The organism is Nonomuraea sp. NPDC052265, from assembly GCF_044547985.1.
Classification (GTDB): domain Bacteria; phylum Actinomycetota; class Actinomycetes; order Streptosporangiales; family Streptosporangiaceae; genus Nonomuraea.
In genome coordinates, this window is sequence record NZ_JBIUBJ010000012.1 from 117,009 (window position 1) to 139,558 (window position 22,550).

Below are 22,550 nucleotides of genomic sequence, written 5' to 3' on the forward strand. Positions count from 1 at the left end.
CGGGGATCGTCAGGCCTCCAGGAGCGGCTCGCCGTCGCGGGCGACCACCCGGCCGCCGGCGACCACGAGCGCCCGCGGCGGCACCCGCACGAGCGCGTCCGGCACGTTCTCGGCGTCGATGAGCACGACGTCGGCCCGCGCCCCCGGGACGAGGTCGTGCCGGTCCCGGTGCACGAACGGCGCCGCCTTGGTCGTGGCCAGCTCCACGGCGGCGGTGAGCTCGTCGTCGGAGCGCAGCCCGTGCAGCCGGGCGAACCCGAGGGCGATGCGCAGCAGGTCGCCGTCGCCGAACGGCGACCACAGGTCCCTGATCCCGTCGGTGCCGAGGCCGAGGCCGATGCCGCGCTCGGCCATGCCCCGCCACGGGAGGGGCGCGGTGCGCACCGGCGCGACCGTCGTCCAGGAGATGCCCGCCGAGGCGAGGTCGTCGAGCAGGCCGCGCTGCCGTCCGGGGGCCAGCTCGCCGAGCGCGAAGCCGTGGGAGACGGTGACCTTGCCCTGCAGGCCCGTCCTGAGCGTGCGGTCGATGATCAGCTCGTACTGGAACGCGCCGAGCTCTCCGCCGTCGTGCAGGTGGATGTCCAGGCCGACGCCGCGGCGCTCGGCGATCTCGAAGAGGCCGTCGAGCTGGGCGACCGGGTCGCGGTCGATGCTCGCCGGGTCGATGCCGCCGATGCTGGTGGCGCCCGCCCGCGCGGCCTGGTCGAGCAGGTCGAGCACGCCCGGCCGGCGGACGACGCCGTCCTGCGGGAAGGCCACGATCTCGACGTCGATCGCCCCGCCGAGGCGCTGCGCGGCCTCGCGGACGGCCTCGATGCCGCGCAGCCCGACCCCGAGGTCGACGTCCACGTGGGTGCGGGTGGCCGTGGTGCCGTGCCGCAGGAACTCCCGCAGTACCGCCACGGTCCCTTCGACGCCCGGGATGCCGTACCGGTCGCGTTCCGCGCGCTCGTGCTCGATCCGGCCCTGCGTGGTCGCCACTCCGCCGTACGACACCCAGGGCCGCCCCCACCAGCTCTTGTCGACATGGGCGTGGGCGTTGACGAATCCGGGCAGGGCGAGCAGGCCGCGGCCGTCGATCGGATCGCCGGTGGGCGGGGCCGTCCCTGCCGGGAGCACGCCGGTGATCCGGGTACCGTCGATGGTCAGGTCCACGGGCGCGCCGCCCCAGGGGCGCACGTTGGCGATTGTCCAGGAAGTCACCTGGAAAATGGTATACCAAACGCGGATCGCCCCAGGCAGAGGGTCTTGTCGCCGCCGTCCGGGCCGTTGTCGTAGCCGCCTGGGAGAATCGGCACGGGCCGCGGCGGACGCGGTCTCCCCCGACCGGAAAGAGGTGGTCCGATGGGCCCAGAGGTCTTCGACAGCCGTGACATCGGCCAGACGGAGGAGTTCCTCAGCAAGGCATACGCCAAGATGCGCATCGGCTCCGACGTGAAGAACCCCCGCACCCGGATCTCGCGCCAGGTCATGGGCCCGGTCAGCATCGACCGGCTCCACCTCCAATACGCGATGAGCTACGACGTCAACCCGCTCGGCAAGGTGTGCCTGTGCTCGGTCGAGACCGGGACCATCGCCCAGCAGGTCGCCGGTCAGCCGGACGACGTCTTCGGCCCGGGCGACACGGTGCTGTTCGCCCCGCACGACCTGCCCTACGCCGGCGAGATCCGCCGCTCGCGCTACGACATCATCATGTTCGACCCCGCGCTGCTGCAGCAGGTGGCCGGCACGCTGCCCGGCCGCAGGGCCGAGCCGGTGCGGCTGGTGGGGCACCGTCCGGTCTCCCACGCCGCCGGCCGCCATCTGCGCCGCACGCTCGCCTACCTGCGCGACGGCGTCATGGCCGACCCCGAGCTGGCCGCCGAACCGCTCGTCGTCTCCACCGCCGGTCAGCTCCTGGCCGCCACCGTGCTCACCACCCTGCCCACCAACGCCGGCGCCGCCGCGATCCCCGGCGGCGCCGGGCCCGAGGCGCTGCGCCGCGCCACGGCCTTCATCGACGACCACGCCGACCTGTCCATCGGCCTCGACGAGATCGCCACCGCCGCCCGGGTCACCCCCCGCGCCCTCCAGTACGCCTTCCGCCGGCACCTCGGCACCACCCCCCTGGGCTACCTGCGCCAGGCCCGGCTGGCCCGCGCGCACGCCGAGCTGAAGACCGGCGATCCCGCCACCACCACGGTGACCGCCGTCGCCGCCCGCTGGGGCTTCTTCCATCCGGGGCGGTTCGCCCAGCTCTACAGGGCCGCCTTCGGCTGCGCCCCCGGCGACACCCTGCACGCCTCGGCCGGGCCACGCCGCGACTGACCGCCTTGTGTGTGTTTCGTTCCATGGATGGGAGTGAGCCGAATTCTTCGCTGCGCGTGCTGACCCGCGACCCCCGAAGGGCCAAGGGTTGGAGCGAGCACGGATCGCCGCGGCCCGGGAGGAGATGATCGCGATTGAGTTCCGGCCGTAGCGGCACCACCATGCGACGGCGGCGAGGCCATGGCCGCAGGCCAGGCGATCGAGAGCCGGCACAGTCCTGGTGGCCGGCCCCCGCGGGCGACCGCGCAGGTCACGTGACTGAGCCGATCCCACCGCCGGCCCGTGATGCCTGACCTCCTCCGTCCGCTCCCGCACCCGTCGGCCTGCCCTTCCGGCCGGACGGGCCTTCGTGCTGCCCGGCTCGCGGAGGCACCGTGACCCCGTTGACCCTGACCTGCCGCGACCTGCCGGGTGGCGTGCTGGTGACCGTGACGGGCGAGCTCGACTCCTCCAGCTCACCGCGGCTGGAGTCCTTCACCGACCGGCACCGGCGGCCGGGGGAGGGAATGGTGCTCGACCTGGGCGGCCTGACCTTCATGGACAGCCGCGGCCTGCACGTGCTGTTACGCCTCGACGCCGCCGTGCTCGAACAGGGCGGCGTCCTTCGCCTGGCCGCCGTGCAGGAGCTGCCCGCGCGCGTGTTGCAGGTCACCGGCGTGTGGTCCTCGCTGACCGTGCACGAGGACGTGGGCGACGCCGTGGCCGCGATGGGCACGCAGCGCCCCGACAGCCTCCGCGAGTCGTCGTGACCTGTCCGCGTCTCCGCCGCACGCCGGCGCACCGGGCTGAGGATCACGGGCACCGGCTCTAGAATCCGGATGGACAACAACCACGATTGTCCCGTCAATGACCTTGCTCATGGTCTCCTGATGGGAGCCGTTCGCGAGGTCGCCGCGGGACAGTCCTTACAACGTCGTAGGACACGAGGGTGACATGAGCGAAGCGATGACCGGCGGCTCCCGTTCCGCGTCCGGGGGCGCCGAGGTCGGCGAGCTTCGGCTGCGTCAGCTGCTCGGCGGGCTGACGGCGGTCAGGGACGGCGACTTCCGCACCCGCCTGCCCGAGGACGCCGACGGGCTGCTCGGTGAGATCGCCTCGGTGTTCAACGGCATGGTCGACCAGCTGTCGTTGTTCACCTCCGAGGTGACCCGGGTGGCCCGTGAGGTGGGCACCGACGGGCGGCTGGGCGGTCAGGCCGACGTGCCGTCGGTGTCGGGCACCTGGAAGGACCTGACCGAGTCGGTCAACGCGATGGCCGGCAACCTGACCGATCAGGTGCGCAGCATCGCGCAGGTGACCACGGCGGTGGCGCGGGGCGATCTGTCGCAGAAGATCACCGTGCACGCGCGCGGGGAGATCCTGGAGCTGAAGAACACCGTCAACACGATGGTCGACCAGTTGTCGTCCTTCGCCGACGAGGTCACCCGCGTCGCCCGCGAGGTGGGCACCGAGGGGCAGCTGGGCGGCCAGGCCGAGGTGGAGGGTGTGGCCGGCACCTGGCGTGACCTGACCGACTCGGTGAACTTCATGGCCGGCAACCTGACCGACCAGGTGCGCAACATCTCCCAGGTGGCCACGGCGGTGGCGCGGGGTGACCTGTCGCAGCGCATCACGGTCTCGGCGCGGGGTGAGATCCTGGAACTGAAGAACACCCTCAACACGATGGTCGACCAGTTGTCCTCCTTCGCCGACGAGGTCACCCGCGTCGCCCGCGAGGTGGGCACGGACGGGCGGCTGGGCGGCCAGGCCGACGTCAAGGGCGTGTCGGGCACGTGGAAGGCGTTGACGGAGTCGGTCAACGTGATGGCCGACAACCTGACGGCGCAGGTGCGCAGCATCGCCGAGGTGACCACGGCGGTGGCCAAGGGCGACCTGACGCAGAAGATCCGGGTCGATGCCCGTGGGGAGATCCTGGAGCTGAAGGAGACCATCAACACGATGGTCGACCAGTTGTCGGCCTTCGCCGACGAGGTCACCCGGGTGGCCCGCGAGGTGGGCACCGAGGGCAACCTGGGCGGCCAGGCCACCGTCCGGGGTGTGTCGGGCACCTGGAAGGACCTCACCGACAACGTCAACGTCATGGCGTCGAACCTGACGAGCCAGGTGCGCAGCATCGCCCAGGTGGCCACCGCCGTCGCCCGCGGCGACCTGTCGCAGAAGATCACCGTCGAGGCCAAGGGCGAGGTGGCGGCGCTCGCCCAGACGATCAACACCATGGTCGACACGCTGAGCGCGTTCGCCGACGAGGTCACCCGCGTGGCCCGCGAGGTCGGCACCGAGGGCCAGCTCGGCGGCCAGGCCCGCGTCCCGAACGTGGCCGGCACCTGGAAGGACCTCACCGACAACGTCAACTCGATGGCCGACAACCTGACCAACCAGGTGCGCAGCATCGCCCAGGTCACCACCGCCGTGGCCAGGGGCGACCTGACCAGGAAGATCGACGTCGACGCCCGCGGCGAGATCCTGGAGCTGAAGACCACCATCAACACGATGGTCGACCAGCTCTCCTCGTTCGCCGCCGAGGTCACCCGCGTCGCCCGCGAGGTCGGCAGCGAAGGACGGCTCGGCGGCCAGGCCGAGGTCGAGGGCGTGTCCGGCACCTGGAAGCGGCTGACGGAGAACGTCAACGAGCTGGCCGCCAACCTGACCCGCCAGGTCCGCGCCATCGCCGAGGTCACCAGCGCGGTCACCTCCGGCGACCTGACCCGGTCGATCACGGTCGACGCCGAGGGCGAGCTGGCCGACCTGAAGGACAACATCAACTCGATGGTCAAGTCGCTGCGCGAGACCACGACGGCCAACGAGCAGCAGGACTGGCTCAAGTCCAACCTCGCCCGCATGTCCGGCCTCATGCAGGGCCACCGCGACCTGGCGGCCGTGGCCGAGCTGGTGATGAACGAGCTGGCCCCCCTGGTCAGCGCCCAGTACGGCGCGTTCTTCCTGGCCGAGGAGAACGAGCTCCAGCTCATCAGCGCCTACGGCTACCCGGCCGACCCCGGCAGGCCCACGAGGTTCCGGCTCGGCGAGGCCCTGGTCGGCCAGGCCGCCCGCAGCCGCAGGGTCATCGCCGTCGAGGACGTCTCCTCCGGGTCCGTCCGGATCTCGACCGGTCTCGGCACGATCGAGACCGCCTCGGTGGTCGTGCTGCCGATAGTGGTCGAGGAGCAGGTGCTCGGCGTGATCGAGCTGGCCTCGGTGCAGGCGTTCACGCCGGTCCACCGGGCCTTCCTCGACCAGCTCATGGAGACGATCGGGGTCAACCTCAACACGATCGTGGCCAACGCCCGCACCGACGAGCTGCTGGCCGAGTCGCAGCGGCTCGCGACCGAGTTGCAGGCCCGGTCGGAGGAGTTGCAGCAGCAGCAGGAGGAGCTCCAGCGTTCCAACGCCGAGCTGGAGGAGAAGGCCACGCTGCTGGCCCGCCAGAACCAGGACATCGAGACCAAGAACCTGGAGATCGAGCAGGCCAGGCAGGAGCTGGAGGACCGCGCCCACCAGCTCACGCTGGCCTCGACGTACAAGAGCGAGTTCCTGGCCAACATGAGCCACGAGCTGCGCACCCCGCTCAACTCGCTGCTCATCCTGGCCCAGCTGCTGGCCCAGAACCACACGCGCAACCTCACGGCCAAGCAGGTCGAGTACGCCGAGATCATCCACTCGGCCGGCTCCGACCTGCTCCAGCTGATCAACGACATCCTCGACCTGTCGAAGGTCGAGGCGGGCAAGATGGACATCAACCCCGAACGCGTGCCGCTGCGCCAGCTCCTCGACTACGTCGAGGCCACGTTCCGGCCGATGACCTCGCAGAAGAGTCTCGACTTCACGATCACGAACGCCCCCGGCATCCCCGTCGAGGTCGTGACCGACGACTCGCGCCTGCGCCAGGTGCTGCGCAACCTGCTGTCGAACGCGGTCAAGTTCACCGAGACCGGCAGCGTCGAGCTGCGCATCGAACCGGCCGCCCAGGACGAGCTGCCCGCCTCGGTCCGCCAGCACGGCGCGGCCATCGCGCTGCGCGTCATGGACACCGGCATCGGCATCGCCGCCCAGCAGCTCGAAGCCATCTTCGGCGCGTTCCAGCAGGCCGACGGCACCACCAGCCGCAAGTACGGCGGCACCGGCCTGGGCCTGTCCATCAGCCGCGAGATCGCCCACCTGCTCGGCGGCGCGATCGGGGCGCAGAGCACGCCGGGCCAGGGCAGCGTCTTCACCCTCTACCTGCCGATCGCCCGGCCGGACTTCATCGGGCTCTCCCCGAAGAAGGCCATCGCCGACCCCTCGGTCATGGTCGGGGCCACCCGCGCCACGACGCCCGGACAGGACGCGCCCGCCCCGGCCAGGTCCCACCAGCCGCAGCCCCGCCGCCTGCTCGTCATCGAGGAGCGCCCGCAGGGCCTGCTGTCACACGTGGCCGAGAGCGTGGTGACGGAGCTGGCGCCGAGCAAGGACGAGATCATCGAGATCGTCACGGCCGCCGGAGCGCAGGAGGCAGCGGCCACCCTCGCCGCCGACCCCTGCCACTGCATCGTGCTCGACCTCGACCTGCCCGACCAGACCGCCTACCGCCTGCTGGAGGCCATGGACGGCGACCAGGCCCTGAACTCGGTGCCGGTGCTGGCCTACAACAACTGGCGGGCCAGCTCCCAGCAGGCGGTGCCGTTGCAGGCGCGCGAGGGCGGACAGCCGCTGGAGCTGCTGTCCAGCCTCGACGAGCTGCGCGAGCGCATCGCCCTGCACCTGACCGCCGACCAGCCCGGCGACGTGCTGCCGCTGATCAGGGCCGGGAACGTCAACCAGCTCACCGGCGCCGAGATCGACACCTCGCTGACGGGCCGGACCGTGCTGATCGTCGACGACGACGCGCGCAACCTGTTCGCGCTGACCAGCATGCTGGAGGTGCACGGCATCGACGTGCTGCACGCCGAGGACGGCCGCAAGGGCATCGACACGCTCGTCGCCCACCCGCGGATCGACCTGGTGCTGATGGACGTGATGATGCCGGAGATGGACGGCTACACCGCCACCGCCCGCATCCGCGCGATGCCACAGTACGCCGACCTGCCCATCATCGCGGTCACGGCCAAGGCGATGCCGGGAGACCAGGAGAAGGCGCTGGCCGCCGGCGCGAGCGACTACGTGACCAAGCCGGTCGAGGCCGACCATCTGGTCGAACGCATCCGTCACTGGCTCGGCGCCTGACCCGTCCCCCCAAGGAGCAACGCAGTGCACCACCCGCAGGATCCGGCGGCCGTGCCGCCGGAGCGTCCCGAGCCGCCCAATCTCGGCCGCCTGGCCGCGACGGTCGACCGCCTGCACAACCAGATCCTGGAGGCCCAGCGGGCCGCCGAGGGCCGCGCCCTGGTCGAGGTGGCCAAGGGCGTGCTGGTCGAGCGCCTGCAGTGCAGTCTGGCCGCCGCCGCCAGGCAGCTCGCCACCCTGGCCGACCAGGCGGGGGTGACGCAGCTCGAACTGGCCGCCGACATCATCAACCAGGCCGCCCACGACCGCATCAGCGAGGCCGCGCGCGACTTCCTGAGCTCGGCCCGCGCCGAGGAGTCGGCGGAGGTGGCGGTGCGGCTGCGTACCGCCGAGAACGGGGCGCTGACCGCCACCGACGCGCAGGCCGTGGCGCAGTCGCTGCTGGAGCACGCCCTGTCCGCGCTGGGCGCCACGACCGTCGCCATCTGGGAGGCCGGGCCGGACGCGTCGCTCACCCTGGCCGGCTACGCGGGGCTGGCCGACGAGGAGGCCAGGCGCTGGCGTTACGTGCCGCCGGGCGTGGCCACGCCGGCCCGCCGCGCGCTGCTGGCCCGCGGCACGGTGTGGCTGGACGACCTGGCCGCCGTCGGCCTGCCCTCGATCGGGCAGCGCCAGACCTCCGGCGCGCGGGCGACCGCGCCGGCCGGGACGGGCGGCCGGATCCTGGGCGTGCTGGAGATCGGCTGGCCGCACGCCATGCCGCGGCCCGACCCGCGGGTCATCAAGCAGATCGAGGTGCTGGCCGACCTGTGCGCCCACACCTTCGAGACCACCGACCAGGCCGTCCACGAGCCGCAGGTGCTGCCCGAGCTGATCGACCTGGCCGACGCGCTGCCGGACGCGGCCCTGGTGCTGCGCCCGCAACTGGGCACCGAGGGCCGGCTGACCGACTTCCGCATCGTGCACGCCAACCCCCGCTTCCTCGACCCGGCAGGTCGGCCGCGGGGCGAGGTCGTGGGGAGCCTGTTCCTGGAGGCGTACCCGCTGGCCGCCGAGGAGGGGGCGCTGCTGGCCAGGATCGAGCACGTGCACGCCACGGGCGAGACCTTCAGGGCCGAGAAGATGACGATCACGGCCCTGGTGGACCAGATCCCGCTGCACACCGTCGCCGGCATCGCGATCATCCGGCTCGGCGACGGGGTGCTGCTCATCTGGCGGCTCCAGGACCAGGACGCCCAGCTCGCCAACCTGCTCCAGCACGCCCAGCGCCTCGGGCGCATCGGCGGCTTCGAGGAGAACCTGCTCACCGGCGAGATCGTCTGGAGCGCCCAGCTCCACGACCTGTACGGCATGGCCGCCGACGAGCCGCCCATCCCGCTCGAACACCTGGCCACGCACGCCCATCCGGATGACGCCGTGGCCATCGGCCGGTTCGTCCGCGCCGTCCTGCACCACCGCCGCCCGGCCTCCACCGCCTACCGGCTCCAGCGGTCCGACGGCACCGTACGGCACATCAGGGTCGTCGCCGAGCCCGTCTTCGACGACAGCGGCCTGCTGCTGTCCATCCGCGGCGCCTACCAGGACATCTCCTCTCAGCACTGGACAGAGGTCGCCCTGGCCGCCACCCGCGACCAGCTCGCCCACACCGAGCAGCAGGCCGCCGAGCGCAACCGGCTGGCCCTGCAGCTCCAGCAGGCGATCATGCCGCCGAGCCGGGAGCCGCTGGAGGCGTTCGACCTGCAGATCGCCGTACGTTACCGTCCGGCCGAGAAGGAGCACCTGGTCGGCGGCGACTGGTACGACGCGGTCGTGCTGCCCACCAAGCAGATCCTGCTGTCGGTCGGCGACGTGGCCGGGCACGGCATCGAGGCGGCCACCGGCATGGTCGTGCTGCGCAACGCGCTGCGCGGCCTGGCCGCCACCGGCGCCGGGCCGGGCCAGCTCCTGACCTGGCTCAACCTGGTAGCCCACCACCTGACCGCGAACGTCACCGCCACCGCGATCTGCGGGCTGTTCGACCCCCGCACCCGCGTGCTGCGCTACGCCAGGGCCGGGCATCTGCCGCCCATCCTGGTCCGCGACGGTCAGGCCAGGGAGCTCGACCTGACCAAGGGCCTGCTGCTCGGGGCGGTCGCCGAGGCCGAGTACGAGGAGACGCACGTCCAGCTCGCCTCCGACGACATCCTGCTCATGTACACCGACGGCCTGATCGAACGCCGGGACGTCAACCTGCACGAGTCCCAGCAGCGGCTCCTGGACCTCGCCCGGCAGCCCGCGGCCACCCTGGAACAGCGCCTCGACCACCTCCTCACGCACAGCAACTCCGACACCGACGACGACACGTGCGTCATCGGCGCCCGCCTCCAGTGACCGCCCTCGTCGAGGCCGGGCCCCGGGACGCCGGTCCCGGGCGGTTTCGCGGGTTTGCCGGGCTCCCGCCCGGTAAGCATCGAAAGCCGGGTGACCCGCCACGCCACACCCAGGCAGGACTGATCAGACCATGGCCATGGAACCGGAGCTACGCCGTCCCATCAGCACCGACCTCGACGCCATCCGCCGCCTCGTACGCGAGCACGCCGGCCGCGGCGGGCTGTCCGGTGAGCGCCTGGACAACTTCGTGCTGGCGGTCAACGAGGCGGTCACCAACGTCCTCGACCACGGCGGCGGCACCGGCACCGTGGTCGCCCGCAACGACGCGGGCGGCGTCACCGTGGAGATCGCCGACGACGCCGGCTGGCTCAGCGCCGCCCACCTGGCCGCCGCCGAACACGGCCGCGCGCACTCGGCGGGGTTCGGCTTCGGCCTGTGGCTGATCCAGCACCTGTGCGACCACGTCGAACTCGACCAGAGCCCGCAGGGCAGCCGGTTACGCCTGCAGATGAGCGTGCGGACCACGCCCGACCCGCAACCGGCCCTCCTCGTCCCGGACGACCCGCAACCCGCTCTCCTCGTCGCGGACGACCAGCCATCCGGCACCCTCGTCCCGGACGGCCCGCAACCCGGCCCGCTCGTCTCGCACGCCTCCGACCCGGCGGAAGCCGCCCTGCCACCGCCGAACCTGCCCGGCCCTGACCCGGCCGGATTTCCCGGAACCCTAGGATGAGGCAGGTGAAATACATGCTGCTCATCTACAGCAACCCGGCCGCCCAGCAGGCCGTCGCCGACGGCTTCGACCAGGTCATGGCCGAGGTCGACGCGCTCATGGCGGAGCTGGAGGCCAACGGCGAGCTGGCCGGGGGCCAGGCGCTGGGCGACCCCGCCTCCTCCAAGACGGTGGTGGTGCGCAACGGCGTGCCCACCGTCACCGACGGGCCCTTCCTGGAGGCCAAGGAGTACCTGGCGGGCTATCTGATCGTCGACTGCGCGAGCGTCGAGCGGGCCACCGAGATCGCCGCGCGCTGGCCGGACGCGCGACTGTGCGCCATGGAGGTGCGGCCGGTCATCGACGAGGTGGCGGAGTGATCGAAGGGCTGCTGCGTGAGCTGGCGCCGCAGGTGCTCGGCGTGCTCGTCCGCCGTTACGAGCAGTTCGACGCCTGTGAGGACGCCGTCCAGGAGGCCCTGCTCGACGCCGCCGTGCAGTGGCCCGACCAGGGCGTGCCGGACAACCCGCGGGCGTGGCTGATCACGGTCGCCTCCCGGCGGGTCATCGACCACTTCCGCAGCGAGAGCGCGCGCCGGCGGCGGGAGGAGAGCGCGGCGGTCGCCGTCCCGGCCGACGAGTTCGTCGAGCCTGCGCCGGGCGAGGAGCGCACGCCGGCCGGCGACGACACGCTGACGCTGCTGTTCCTGTGCTGCCATCCGTCGCTGTCGGAGCCCTCGCAGCTCGCGCTCACGCTGCGGGCCGTGGGCGGCCTGACCACGGCGCAGATCGCGGCGGCGTTCCTGGTGCCGGAGGCGACGATGGCCCAGCGCATCAGCCGGGCCAAGCAGCGCATCAGGTCCACGGGGGTGCCGTTCGGGCCGCCGCCGGAGCCGGAGCGGGCCGAACGGCTGCGCGTGGTGCTGCACGTGCTCTACCTGATCTTCAACGAGGGTTACACCGCCACCTCCGGGCCCGAGTTGCAGCGGCCCGAGCTGACCGCCGAGGCGATCAGGCTGACCCGGCTCGTACGCCGGCTGCTGCCCGACGACGGCGAGGTCGCCGGGCTGCTGGCGCTCATGCTGCTGACCGAGGCGCGGCGGACGGCGCGCACCGGGCCGGGCGGGTCGCTGGTCCCGCTCGCCGAGCAGGACCGCTCGTTGTGGGACCGGCGGCTGGTCGAGGAGGGCGTCGAGCTGGTCAGCAAGGCGCTGGCCACCAGCGCGCTGGGCCCGTACCAGTTGCAGGCGGCGATCGCGGCCGTGCACGACGAGGCGCCCACGTCCGCCGAGACCGACTGGCCGCAGATCCTGGCACTCTACGGCGTGCTGGCGGGACTGGAGGACAACCCGGTGGTCCGGCTCAACCAGGCCGTGGCCGCCGCCATGGTGCACGGCCCGCGTGCCGGGCTCGACCTGCTCGACGGGCTGGCCGCCGACGACCGGCTCGCGGGGCACCACCGGCTGGCCGCGGTACGCGCCCATCTGCTGGAGATGGAGGGTGACGCCGAGGGGGCGGCGCTGGCCTTCCGCGAGGCGGCCCGGCGTACGCTCAGTCTGCCTGAGCAGCGCTATCTGGAGGGCAAGGCCGCCGGGCTGGCTTGACAACGATTTTTTTCGGTGCGATCGTTCAGGCATGTACGAAGTGGCAGCGATCGAAGACGCGGCGGCCGCCGAGGCGTCGCTCGACCCGATGCGGTCGAAGTTGCTGGCCGAGCTGGTCGAGCCGGGCTCTGCCACGTCCCTGGCCGCCAAGGTGGGCCTGGCCCGGCAGAAGGTCAACTACCACCTGCGCACGCTCGAACGCCACGGGCTGGTCGAGCTGGTCGAGGAGCGCAGGAAGGGCAACGTCACCGAGCGCGTGATGCAGGCCACGGCCGCCTCCTTCGTGATCTCCCCCACCGCCCTGGCCGCCGTGCAGCCCGATCCCGCCAGGTCGCCCGACCGGCTGTCGGCGCGCTGGCTGCTGGCCCTGGCGGCGCAGCTCGTCCGCGACGTGGGCACGCTGATCACCGGCGCGGCCAAGGCGCAGAAGAAGGTGGCCACGTTCGCCATCGACGGCGAGGTGCGCTTCGCCTCGGCCGCCGACCGGGCCGCGTTCGCCGAGGAGCTGGCGCAGTGCGTGACATCGCTGGTCAGCAAATATCATGACGAATCCGCGGAAGGCGGGCGGGATCATCGGCTGATCGTCGCCGTGCACCCGTCCGTGAAGAAGGCGTCCTGAGGTGGGGCACGAGTTCGAGATCCCCCTCGATGCCCTGGTCGAGGCGACGCCCGAGCAGGTGTGGGAGGCCATCACCACCGGGCCGGGCATCGACTCGTGGTTCATGGGCCGCAACGAGGTCGAGGGCGGCGCGATCCACACCGCGTTCGCCGGGGTCGAGCTGCCCGAGTCCAGGGTGACCGCCGAGGAGCCGCTCAAGCGCTTCGCCCATTCCGGCGTCCCCGGCTCCGACGGCCGGTTCGTGGCCTACGAGTTCCTGCTGGAGGGCCGCGGCCGGGGCAGCACCATGGTCCGCATGGTCACCAGCGGCTTCCTGCCCGGCGACGACTGGGAGCACGAGTACGAGGCGATGTCCACGGGCCTGGCCCTGTTCTTCGCGACGCTGACGGAGTACCTCGGCCACTTCGCCGGCCGCGCCGCGACCCCGCTCACCGAGTCCGGCCCGCCGGTGAGCGACTGGCCGCGCGCCTGGCAGTCCCTGTACGCCGCCCTCGGCGGCCCCCTTGAGCCCGGCGACGCCGTCCGGCTCACGCCGCCCGGCCTGCCGCCGGTCCAGGGCGTGGTCTACTTCCGCAACGCCCAGTCCGTCGGCGTCCGCACGCCCGACGCCCTCTACCGGTTCGTCCAGGGCATCGGCGGCAGCATGCTCGCCATGCATCTGCTGTTCGGCGACCCCGCGGGCCAGGCCCCGGCCTGGCGGTCCTGGCTGGAGGATCTGCCCGCGGATCGGGCATGACACCCGGATGAACGTGGTGGCGCTGTCCGACACCCACGCGCCCGGCCGGTGGCGCTCCTGCCCGCCCCGGGTGGCCGAGCACCTGCGCACGGCCGACGTCATCCTGCACGCGGGCGACGTGTGCGTGCGCGCGGTGCTCGACGAGTTGGCCGCCTACGCCCCGGTGCACGTGGTGAAGGGCAACAACGACGGCCCCGACGTGGTGGCGCCGGAGACGCTGGAGCTGACCCTGGAGGGGTTGCGGATCGGGATGATCCACGACAGCGGGCCCGCCAAGGGCCGCCTGGCCCGCATGCGCCGCCGCTTCCCCGGGGCCGCCCTGGTGGTCTTCGGCCATTCGCACATCCCGCTCGACGAGTCGGGCGACGGGCTGCGCATCTTCAACCCCGGCTCCCCCACCGACCGCCGCCGCCAGCCGCATGGCACCCTCGGGCTGCTGACCGTCGAGGACGGCGTCCTGACCCGCGCCGAGATCGTGCCCGTCACCTGACCGGCTCGACGGTGACGGGCACGCCGTTGAGCGCGGCCGTGCCGGTGAGCTCGTCCAGGAGGTGGGGGTCGGTGAGGTCGTTGGCGCTGGCGCCGCCGAGGGTGACCGCGACCGACAGCAGCACGCCCGGCCGGTCATGGCCGTAGCCGTGGGGCAGGCTGACCACGCCGGGCATGACGTCCTCGCTCGCGCTGACCTCCACCGTCACCTCGCCGCTGCGGGAGCGCACCCGGACCGGCGCGCCGTCGGTGAGGCCGCGGGCGCGCAGGTCGTCGGGGTGCATGAGCAGGTGGTGGCGGGGGCGGCCCTTGGCCAGCCGGGCGGAGTTGTGCAGCCAGGAGTTGTCGTCGCGCAGGTGACGGCGGCCGATCAGCAGCAGGCCGTCCGCCCGCGGCCCGGCCGGGAGCCCGCCGGGCGCGGACGCGTGGAGCTCGTCGCGGGCCTGTCCGAGGGCCAGGAGCTCGGCTTGGGCGCGGGCCAGACCGGCGAGCAGGACGGGCGGCGCGGCCTCGACGCGGCGGCCCGGGGTGCGCAGCCGGCCCGGCAGGCTGGGCTTGAGCGGGCCCAGGTCCAGCCCGTGCGGGTGGCGGCGCAACCGCGCGACGCTCAGCCGGTACGGCCCCGCCCGCAGCCCGAGGTCCACGATCCGCTCCGGCGAGAGCCGCAGCACGAGCCGGTCGCCCAGTGAGCCGGCGCGGACCAGGCGGCGGTAGCGCCGGGCCAGCTCGCGCAGGATCTCCCAGTCGTGCCGGGCGCCGGGCGTCCTGGGCAGCACCGCCGGGGTGTAGCGGGCGTGGTCGCGGACCGCGACCAGGTTGAAGACCAGGTCGTAGTGATCGCGTTCGAGCAGGTCGGTGGGCGGGAGGATGACGTCGGCGTGCCGGGTGGTCTCGTTGACGTAGAAGTCGAGGCTGACCATGAAGTCGAGTCCGGCCAGCGCCCGCGACAGCTCGTGCCCGCCGGGGGCCGAGCGCACCGGGTTCCCGGCGATGGTCACCAGCGTCCGCACCTGCCCTTCGCCGGGCGTGCGGATCTCCTCGGCGAGCGCCGCGGCGGGCAGCTCTCCGCCGAACTCCGGCAGGCCCCGCACCCGGCTGCGCCACCTGCCCTCGTGGCCGGGGTCGATCAGGCGGTTGCCCACCGGATCGACGGCCGGCCTGCTCATCAGCGTGCCGCCGGGCCGGTCGAGGTTGCCGGTGACCAGGTTCAGCAGCTGGATCCCCCACTGGCACAGGGTGCCGAACCGCTGGGTGGACACGCCGATCCGGCCGTAGGCGGCGGCGGTGGGGGCGGCGGCGAACTCGGCCGCGATCCGGGTGATCACCTCGGCCGGTACGCCGGTGACCGCCGCGGCCCGCTCCGGCGTGAACGCCGCCAGCGCCGGCGCCAGCCGGTCGAGCCCGTCCACGTAGGGCGCGGGACGGGCGGCTCCCCCGGCGATGATCAGGCCGACCATGGCCAGGATGAGCGCGGCGTCGGTGCCGGGGCGGACGAAGTGGTGCTCGTCGGCCAGGCGGGCGGTCTCCGTGCGGCGCGGGTCGAACAGCACCATCCGGCCGCCGCGGGCGCGCAGGTCGCGGATGCGCCGGACGACGCCGGGCGCGCTCATCACGCTGCCGTTGGAGACGGCCGGGTTGGCGCCGAAGGCCAGGAAGTAGGCGGTGCGGTCGATGTCGGGCACGGGGAGCAGCCACTGGCTGCCGTACAGGTGGCGGGCGACGTACTGGTGCGGGAGCTGGTCGAGGGAGGCGGCGGAGTAGCGGTTGCGGGTGCCCAGCAGGCGGGCGAACGGCGGCGCGTGCGTCAGCGCGCCCAGGCTGTGGACCACCGGGTTGCCCAGGTAGAGGGCCACGGCGTCGGCGCCGTGCACCAGGCGGGTCCCGGCCAGCCTGGCGGCGACCAGGTCGAACGCGTCCGGCCAGGGGATCTCGCGCCAGCCGTCGGCGGTGCGGACCACGGGACGGCGCAGCCGGTCGGGGTCCTCGCGCACGTCCCGCAGGGCCACCGCCTTGGGGCACAGGTGGCCTGCCGACAGCGGGTCGTCCTCGTCGCCGCGGATGCCGGTGATCCGGTCGCCGTCCAGGTCGACGCGGAGGCCGCACATGGCCTCGCACAGGTTGCAGGTAGCGAGCCGGGTCACCATGCGACCAGGCTATGAGCGAACGCGCCCGTCCCCGCGACGCCACCCCGACGACCGTCCGACCAGGTCAGCGCCGCCTCGGCGATGCCGTCAGGCGCCGCGGTCGCGGGTCAGGGTGCCGCCCGCCACCGGTGGCAGGGGCCGGTCGCGCAGCCAGGCCGTCAGCAGGGCGGCGGCCGGGACGTGCCGCTCGGCGTGCGCGGCGAACTCCTCCGTGGTGACGCTGCCGTACCGGCGGCTCTCGGCCCAGGAGCGCAGGACGGCGAAGAACACCTGGTCCCCGGCGGCCCGGCGCAGGGCGTGCAGGGTCAGCGCGCCGCGCTTGTAGACGCGGTCGTCGAACAGCGCCACCGGGCCGGGGTCGGCCAGCACGAAGTCCTGCGGCAGCGCGGCGAGCCTGCGATGCCAGCGCAGCGCGTGCTCGTCCGCGGGCGGGCCGCCCGACCGCTCCGACCACAGCCACTCCGCGTACGTGGCGAACCCCTCCTGCAACCAGATGTCGGCCCACCGCGCCACGGTGAGGCTGTTGCCGAACCACTGGTGCGCCAGCTCGTGCGCGACCAGCCGCTCGGAGCCGCGCACGCCGTCGACGTGGTTCCTGCCGAAGATCGACATGCCCTGCGCCTCGACCGGGATGTCCAGATCGTCGTCGGCCACGACGACGGTGTAGCCGCTGAACGGGTAGGGCCCGAACAGCTCGCCGAACAGCGTCATCATCTCGCCCTGCCGGCCGAAGTCGTGCCGGACGCGGGCGGCCAGCCGCGCGGGATGGGCCAGCCGCGTCCCGGCCACCTCCGAGAGCTGGTAGCGCCCGATCTGCACGCCGGCCAGGTACGTCGCCATCGGCTCGGCCTGCTCGTAGACCCACGTGGTGGTCCCGGCCGCCCGCCGCCTGGCGGTGAGCACGCCGTTCGCGATCACCTGGTACGCCGGGGCCGTCGTCACCGAGATCCGGTAGGACGCCTTGTCGTCCGGCCGGTCGTTGCACGGGAACCAGGAGGGCGCGCCGATCGGCTGGCCGGCCACGATCGCGCCGTCGGTCAGCTCCTCCCAGCCGAGCCCGCCCCACGGGCTGCGGACCGGCACGGGCGTGCCCGCGTACCGCACCTCGACGACGGCCCGCGCCCCGGCGGCCAGCGGCCTGGGCAGGCTGAGTCGCAGCTTGCCCTGGCCGTGGCTGTGGCGGGCGGCCCGGCCGTCCACGGTGACGCCCGAGACGCGGAAGTGGCCGAGATCGAGGCCCAGGTCGCCGAGCGGCTCGGCGGCCGAGACCGTCAGGCGGGCCGTGCCGTCGAGCCGGTTGGCCGCGACCCGGTAGTGCAGCGCCAGCTCGTAGTGCTCGACCGCGTACCGGTGGTCGCCGTGCCCCGGGAAGTACGACGTCATCGCCACGCCGAGACGGGGTTGCCGAACCACCGGCTGCCGCCGGGCAGCGCCTCGCCGCGCATCACCAGGGACGCCGGCCCGACCGTCGTGCCGGCGCCCACCCGCGCGGCGGGCAGGACGACGCCATGGGGACCGAGCGTCGCGCCGGCCTCCAGCGTCACCGTGTCGATGCTCAGGACGCGGTCGTGGAACAGGTGCGTCTGCAGCACGCACCCCCGGTTGACGCACGCGCCGTCGCCCAGTGTCACCAGATCCGCCTCCGGCAGCCAGTACGTCTCACACGTGACCCCACGCCCGATGCGTGCCCCGAGGGAACGCAGCCACACGTTCAGCGGGGCCGTCCCCAGCCACGGCTGGGCGAACCAGGGCGCCGCCAGCACCTCGACGAAGTTGTCCGCCAGCTCGTTGCGCCACACGAACGAGCTCCACAGCGGCCTGTTCCCGGCCGAGATCCGGCCGACCAGCGCCCATTTGGCGGCCGTCGCGACCGCCGCGGCGAGCACCCCGGCGGCCAGCACGACCAGGCCGCCCAGCGCGGCGGCCACGGCGAAGCCGTATCCTGCGGCGAGCCACTCGAAGGCCGCCACGGCCAGGACGGCCAGCGCGACCACGCCCATCGCGGGCACCACCCGGCACACCTCGACCAGCGCCCGCGCCGCCCTGAACCGCGCGGGTGGGTCGTAGGTCCTGCTGCGGTCGGCCTCCTCGGCGGTGCGGCGCAGCTCCATGGGCGGCATGCCCACGTACGAGGAGCCCGACTTGGCCTTCTTGGGCGTCGCCGACAACACGCCGACCAGGCCGTCCTTGGGCACCTTGCGGCCGGGGGCGGTCATGCCCGAGTTGCCGAGGAAGGCGCGCTTGCCGATCCGGGCCGAGGCCAGGCGCATCCAGCCGCCGTCCAGCTCGTACGGGGCCACCATGGTGTCGTCGGCCAGGAACGCGCCGTCGCCGACGGAGGTCATCGTGGGCAGGGCGAGCACCGTGGACAGCTCGGCGCCGCGGCCCACCTTCATGCCGAGCGCCCGGAGCCAGACGGGAGTCAGGACGCTGGCGTACAGCGGGAACAGCCACACCCGGGCCGAGGCCATCAGCCTGCCGGTGACCCACGCCTGCCAGGCCGGGCGGCTGTGCACCGGGTGGTGCCCCGGGTTCAACCCCAAGCCCAGGAGCCGCACGCCGGCCAGCGTGACCAGCGCGAAGACGGCCATTCCGGCGACCGTGGCCAGCGGCACGGCGGGCAGGGCGGCGGCCAGCGCGCCGCCGAGCGTGGGCTCGTCCCCGGCGAAGGCCGCCAGGACGGCGAGCGCGGCGCCGGCGGCGGCCACCGGGAGCAGGCTGAGCAGGATCGCGCTCACCCCGTACAGCGCGACCCACGGGCGGGACCGGGCGGCGCGCCCGGCCGGGCGGGAGCGGCGCGGCTTGCCCTGGCGGAAGGCCGGGACGCCGGCCCAGCGCTCACCGGACGGAACCGTCCCGGCGACCGCCGAACCGGGGGCGACCTGCGAGTTCTTGCCGACGCGCGCGCCGGGCAGCAGGGTCGAGCGGGAGCCGACCGTGGCGCCCGCGCCGATGCGGATCTCGCCGACGTGCAGCAGGTCGCCGTCGTACCAGTGGCCGGCGAGGTCGACCTCCTGCTCGACGGAGGCGCCCCGGCCCAGTTTGAGCAGGCCGGTGATCGGCGGGGGCGAGTGCAGGTCGGCGTCCTGGCCGACGGTGGCGCCGAGGAGGCGGGCGTACCAGGCCATCCAGGGCGCGCCGGCCAGGTCGGGGACGCCGAGCCGTTCGGCGAACCGCTCGGCGAACCACAGCCGCAGGTGCACGCCGCCGCCGCGCGGGTGGGCGCCGGGACGCACGCCGCGCAGCAGCAGCCGGGCGACCGCCGCCGACAGGCCCATGCGTCCCATGGGGGTGACGAACGCCAGCGCGCCCAGCGTCACCCACCACCACGACAACGTCGGCGCCCACGGCGGGGCGAGCACGTTGCCGAGCGCGGCCAGTGGCACGACCCAGCGCAGCGCGCCCACGGTGAGCAGGGGGATCATGAGCGCGGTCTGCGCCAGCGCGGCGCGCGCGGGCATGGGGGCCGCCTCTGCGTGCGCGGGGGCCGGCGTCCCGCCTCGGGAGGCCAGCAGCTCCGCCAGTCCGGCGAGGGTCGGGTGCGCGTAGACGTCGCCGACCGCCGTGTCGGGGTGCGTGGCCCGCAGCACGGAGACCAGGCGGGCGGCGGCCAGGCTGGTGCCGCCGTCGGCGAAGAAGTCCGAGCCGGGCCCGTCCGGACGCACGCCCAGGATCTCGGCCCACTGCTCGGCCAGCAGCGCCTCGGTCGGGCTCAGGCCGTCGGCCGCGTCCGCCGGGCCGTCCAGCGGCCACGGGAGCGCGTCGCGGTCGATCTTGCCGGAGGTCCTGGTGGGCAGCGCGTCCACGGGGGCCAGGCGGGGCACGAGCGCGGCGGGCAGCGAGCCGGCCAGCAGTTCGCGGGCCCGTCCGGCGTCGAAGCCGGGTCCGGTCACGACGTAGCCGACGAGCACCTGGTGCCCGCCGCCCGCAGTCCGGACGGCCGCGGCCGCGCCGGTGACGCCGGGCAGCGCGTTCAGGGCGGCGTCCACCTCGCCGAGCTCGATCCGGCGTCCGCCCAGTTTCACCTGGTCGTCGGCGCGGCCGGCGAAGACGAGGCCCTCGGGCTCGGCCCGGACGAGGTCGCCGCTGCGGTAGGCGCGCTCCCAGCCCAGGGACGGCAGCGGCGCGTACTTCTCGGCGTCCTTGACCGGGTCGAGGTAGCGGGCCAGGCCCACGCCGCCGATGATCAGCTCGCCGGTCTCACCCATGGCGACCGGCTCGCCCGCGCCGTCCACCACGGCCAGGTCCCAGCCGTCCAGGGGCAGCCCGATGCGTACGGGGCCCTCCCCCGTCAGCCGGGCGGCCGAGGCCACCACGGTCGCCTCGGTGGGCCCGTACGTGTTCCACACCTCTCGTCCGGGGACGGCCAGCCGTTCGGCGAGCTCGGGCGGGCACGCCTCGCCGCCGAAGATGAGCAGCCGGATGCCGTCGAGGTGCGCGGCGGGCCAGAGCGCGGCCAGCGTGGGCACCGTCGAGACGGCGGTGACGCCCTGCTCGGCCAGCCAGGGGGCCAGGTCCATGCCGGTGCGCACGAGCGCCCTGGGGGCGGGGACCAGGCAGGCGCCGTGCCGCCAGGCCAGCCACATCTCCTCGCAGGAGGCGTCGAAGGCCACCGACAGCCCGGCCAGCACCCGGTCACCGGGGCCGAGCGGCCGGTCCTGGAGGAAGAGTCCGGCTTCGGCGTCGGCGAACGCGGCGGCCGAGCGGTGGGTCACCGCCACGCCCTTGGGCCTGCCGGTGGAGCCGGAGGTGAAGATGATCCAGGCGTCGTCGTCCGGGGTGGGCGCTTCACGCACCGCCGTTCGGACCTGCGCCGCCTTCGCGTCCGCGGCCTGTGCCGGTTTTCGGACCCGTGTGGGTGGGCCGCCGGTGAGGACGGCGTCCACGGCGGCCTCGGCGAAGACGAGTTCGGCACGTTCGTCCGGGTCGTCGGCGTCCACGGGGACGTAGGCGGCGCCGGCCGCGAGCACGGCGAGGATGGAGACGTACAGCTCGGCGGTGCCGGAGGCGATGCGCACGCCGACCCTGGACCCGCGCCCGACGCCGGCCGCGGCGAGGCCGGCGGCGACCCGGGCGACCTCGGCGCGCAGCGACCGGTAGTCCAGGCACACGGCGCCGTCGTCCAGCGCGGGCGCCTCGGGGTGGCGGCGGGTGGTCTCGTCGAGGATGTCGATCAGCGTGCGGGGCGGCGAGGCCAGCATGCCCGCGGGATAGACCGCCGACGCGGTCCTGAGTCGTAAGTCTGCCGGGTCGGTACGCAAACGCTGCTCCTTCGGTCGGGCGGTCGGCCCCGGACCATCCATGCCGCGGCCTGCCACTGTCGTGGCGTTCGCGCCACCTCCGTTCGCAACGGTCGTAGATTCGCCAACTATTCCACGATGTGACGGAGATCGCCGCACCTGGCGGGCGCGCCGGAACGGGCAGGTCAGTGGAGCCAGGTGTCGACGGCGGCCAGCAGGTCCGTCTTGAGCGCGCCGGGAGCGAAGGAAGCCGTGATCGACGCGCGGGCCAGCTCGGCCAGGACGTCGTCGCCGTACCCGAAGACCTCACGCAGCCGCTGGTATTCGTCGGCCAGTGCCGTCTCGCCGTCGGTGTTGACCGTGACCGCGAGCCCCGCCTCGCGCAGGCGCGGCAGCGGATGCTCGGCCAGCGACGGCACGAGCCCGAGCAGGACGTTCGACGTGGGGCAGACCTCCAGCGGGACGCCGCGCTCGCGCACCTCGGCCACCAGCGCCGGGTCGTCCAGCACCCGGATGCCGTGGCCGAGCCGCTCGGTGCGGCCGAGGTCCAGCGCCTCGCGGATGCTGGCCGGCCCGGCCGCCTCGCCCGCGTGGTGCACCAGGTGCAGGCCCGCGTCCCCGGCCGCGGCGAACACCTCGGCGAAGGGCGCGAGCGGATATGCCTCGTCGCCCGCGAGCCCGAGGCCGATCACCTCGTCGTGGCGGGTGGCCAGCTCGTACGTCCGCCACAACCGTTCCACGGGCCGCCGCCTGGAGTGGTCGAGCAGCACCCTGGACTCGATGCCGTACCGCCTGCCCTCGGCCAGGCCGTCGAGCACCGCCTCCAGCGGCATCTCCGGCGCGCCCAGCCGCTCCCCGTGGGCGGCGGCGGTGAAGGTGACCTCGACGTAGCGGGTGCCCTGGGCGGCCTCGTCCTCGCAGAACTCCAGGGCGACGCGCCGGAAGTGCTCGGGCGTGCGCAGCAGGTCGCGTACCTTGGCCCGCTGGTCGGCGAACTCGCGGAAGCTCGTGAACCTTCCTTCGGGCTCGGGCGGGCCGCCGAGCTCGCGCACGGTCCCGGGCCGTACGGTGCTCTCCAGGTGGACGTGCAGGTGGGCCTTGGGCAACAGGCGGAGGTCTCTCACTCTCCGA

General features: G+C 73.7%; 15 protein-coding genes. 10 read left to right on the forward strand and 5 right to left on the reverse strand.

The features are described from left to right. Positions 1–9 precede the first annotated feature (9 nt). Positions 10–1,203, reverse strand: coding sequence for an amidohydrolase (locus tag ACIHAD_RS30900; RefSeq protein ID WP_397358170.1), 1,194 nt, complete (start codon positions 1,201–1,203; stop codon positions 10–12). Positions 1,204–1,344: 141 nt separating this feature from the next. Here ACIHAD_RS30900 and ACIHAD_RS30905 point away from each other — a divergent pair, with 141 nt between their 5' ends. From ACIHAD_RS30905 to ACIHAD_RS30950, 10 genes are all read left to right on the forward strand, one after another. Next, complete coding sequence (locus ACIHAD_RS30905) at positions 1,345–2,307, forward strand: helix-turn-helix transcriptional regulator (RefSeq protein WP_397358171.1); 963 nt, start codon at positions 1,345–1,347, stop codon at positions 2,305–2,307. A 374-nt stretch (positions 2,308–2,681) separates the two neighbouring features. Next, the gene (locus tag ACIHAD_RS30910; protein WP_397358172.1) at positions 2,682–3,056 is read left to right on the forward strand and encodes an STAS domain-containing protein; all 375 of its coding nucleotides are present in this window, start codon (positions 2,682–2,684) and stop codon (positions 3,054–3,056) included. A 196-nt stretch (positions 3,057–3,252) separates the two neighbouring features. Continuing rightward, positions 3,253–7,506 (forward strand): HAMP domain-containing protein, encoded by a 4,254-nt coding sequence (locus ACIHAD_RS30915; RefSeq protein WP_397358343.1) that lies wholly within the window; start codon positions 3,253–3,255, stop codon positions 7,504–7,506. Positions 7,507–7,530: 24 nt separating this feature from the next. Then, the gene (locus ACIHAD_RS30920) at positions 7,531–9,876 is read left to right on the forward strand and encodes a SpoIIE family protein phosphatase (RefSeq protein ID WP_397358173.1); all 2,346 of its coding nucleotides are present in this window, start codon (positions 7,531–7,533) and stop codon (positions 9,874–9,876) included. A 130-nt stretch (positions 9,877–10,006) separates the two neighbouring features. Continuing rightward, complete coding sequence (locus tag ACIHAD_RS30925) at positions 10,007–10,609, forward strand: ATP-binding protein (RefSeq protein WP_397358174.1); 603 nt, start codon at positions 10,007–10,009, stop codon at positions 10,607–10,609. Positions 10,610–10,623: 14 nt separating this feature from the next. Next, positions 10,624–10,968 (forward strand): YciI family protein, encoded by a 345-nt coding sequence (locus tag ACIHAD_RS30930; RefSeq protein WP_397358344.1) that lies wholly within the window; start codon positions 10,624–10,626, stop codon positions 10,966–10,968. Beyond that, positions 10,965–12,191: an RNA polymerase sigma factor gene (locus tag ACIHAD_RS30935; RefSeq protein WP_397358175.1), complete on the forward strand. Its 1,227-nt coding sequence runs from the start codon at positions 10,965–10,967 to the stop codon at positions 12,189–12,191. Before ACIHAD_RS30930 ends, ACIHAD_RS30935 begins: the two co-directional genes overlap by 4 nt. Positions 12,192–12,222: 31 nt before the next feature. Continuing rightward, on the forward strand, positions 12,223–12,810 hold the full coding sequence (locus tag ACIHAD_RS30940; protein ID WP_397358176.1) for an ArsR/SmtB family transcription factor: 588 nt from the start codon (positions 12,223–12,225) through the stop codon (positions 12,808–12,810). 1 nt (position 12,811) lies between these two features. Beyond that, on the forward strand, positions 12,812–13,546 hold the full coding sequence (locus ACIHAD_RS30945; RefSeq protein ID WP_397358177.1) for an SRPBCC domain-containing protein: 735 nt from the start codon (positions 12,812–12,814) through the stop codon (positions 13,544–13,546). Between the two features lie 7 nt (positions 13,547–13,553). Next, positions 13,554–14,036, forward strand: coding sequence for a metallophosphoesterase family protein (locus ACIHAD_RS30950; protein ID WP_397358179.1), 483 nt, complete (start codon positions 13,554–13,556; stop codon positions 14,034–14,036). Here ACIHAD_RS30950 and ACIHAD_RS30955 read toward each other — a convergent pair. The 4 genes from ACIHAD_RS30955 to add form a co-directional block, all read right to left on the reverse strand. Continuing rightward, on the reverse strand, positions 14,029–16,179 hold the full coding sequence (locus tag ACIHAD_RS30955; protein WP_397358181.1) for a molybdopterin-dependent oxidoreductase: 2,151 nt from the start codon (positions 16,177–16,179) through the stop codon (positions 14,029–14,031). The two genes, ACIHAD_RS30950 and ACIHAD_RS30955, sit on opposite strands and share 8 nt — an antisense overlap. A gap of 87 nt (positions 16,180–16,266) precedes the next feature. Further along, the gene (locus ACIHAD_RS30960) at positions 16,267–17,562 is read right to left on the reverse strand and encodes a M1 family metallopeptidase (RefSeq protein ID WP_397358345.1); all 1,296 of its coding nucleotides are present in this window, start codon (positions 17,560–17,562) and stop codon (positions 16,267–16,269) included. Beyond that, positions 17,559–21,440 carry a Pls/PosA family non-ribosomal peptide synthetase gene (locus ACIHAD_RS30965; protein WP_397358182.1) on the reverse strand — a complete coding sequence of 1,294 codons (3,882 nt, stop codon included), beginning with the start codon at positions 21,438–21,440 and terminating at the stop codon, positions 17,559–17,561. The genes ACIHAD_RS30960 and ACIHAD_RS30965 overlap by 4 nt, the downstream gene beginning before the upstream one ends. 164 nt (positions 21,441–21,604) lie before the next feature. Continuing rightward, positions 21,605–22,543: an adenosine deaminase gene (add, locus tag ACIHAD_RS30970; protein ID WP_397358183.1), complete on the reverse strand. Its 939-nt coding sequence runs from the start codon at positions 22,541–22,543 to the stop codon at positions 21,605–21,607. Positions 22,544–22,550: the final 7 nt, after the last annotated feature.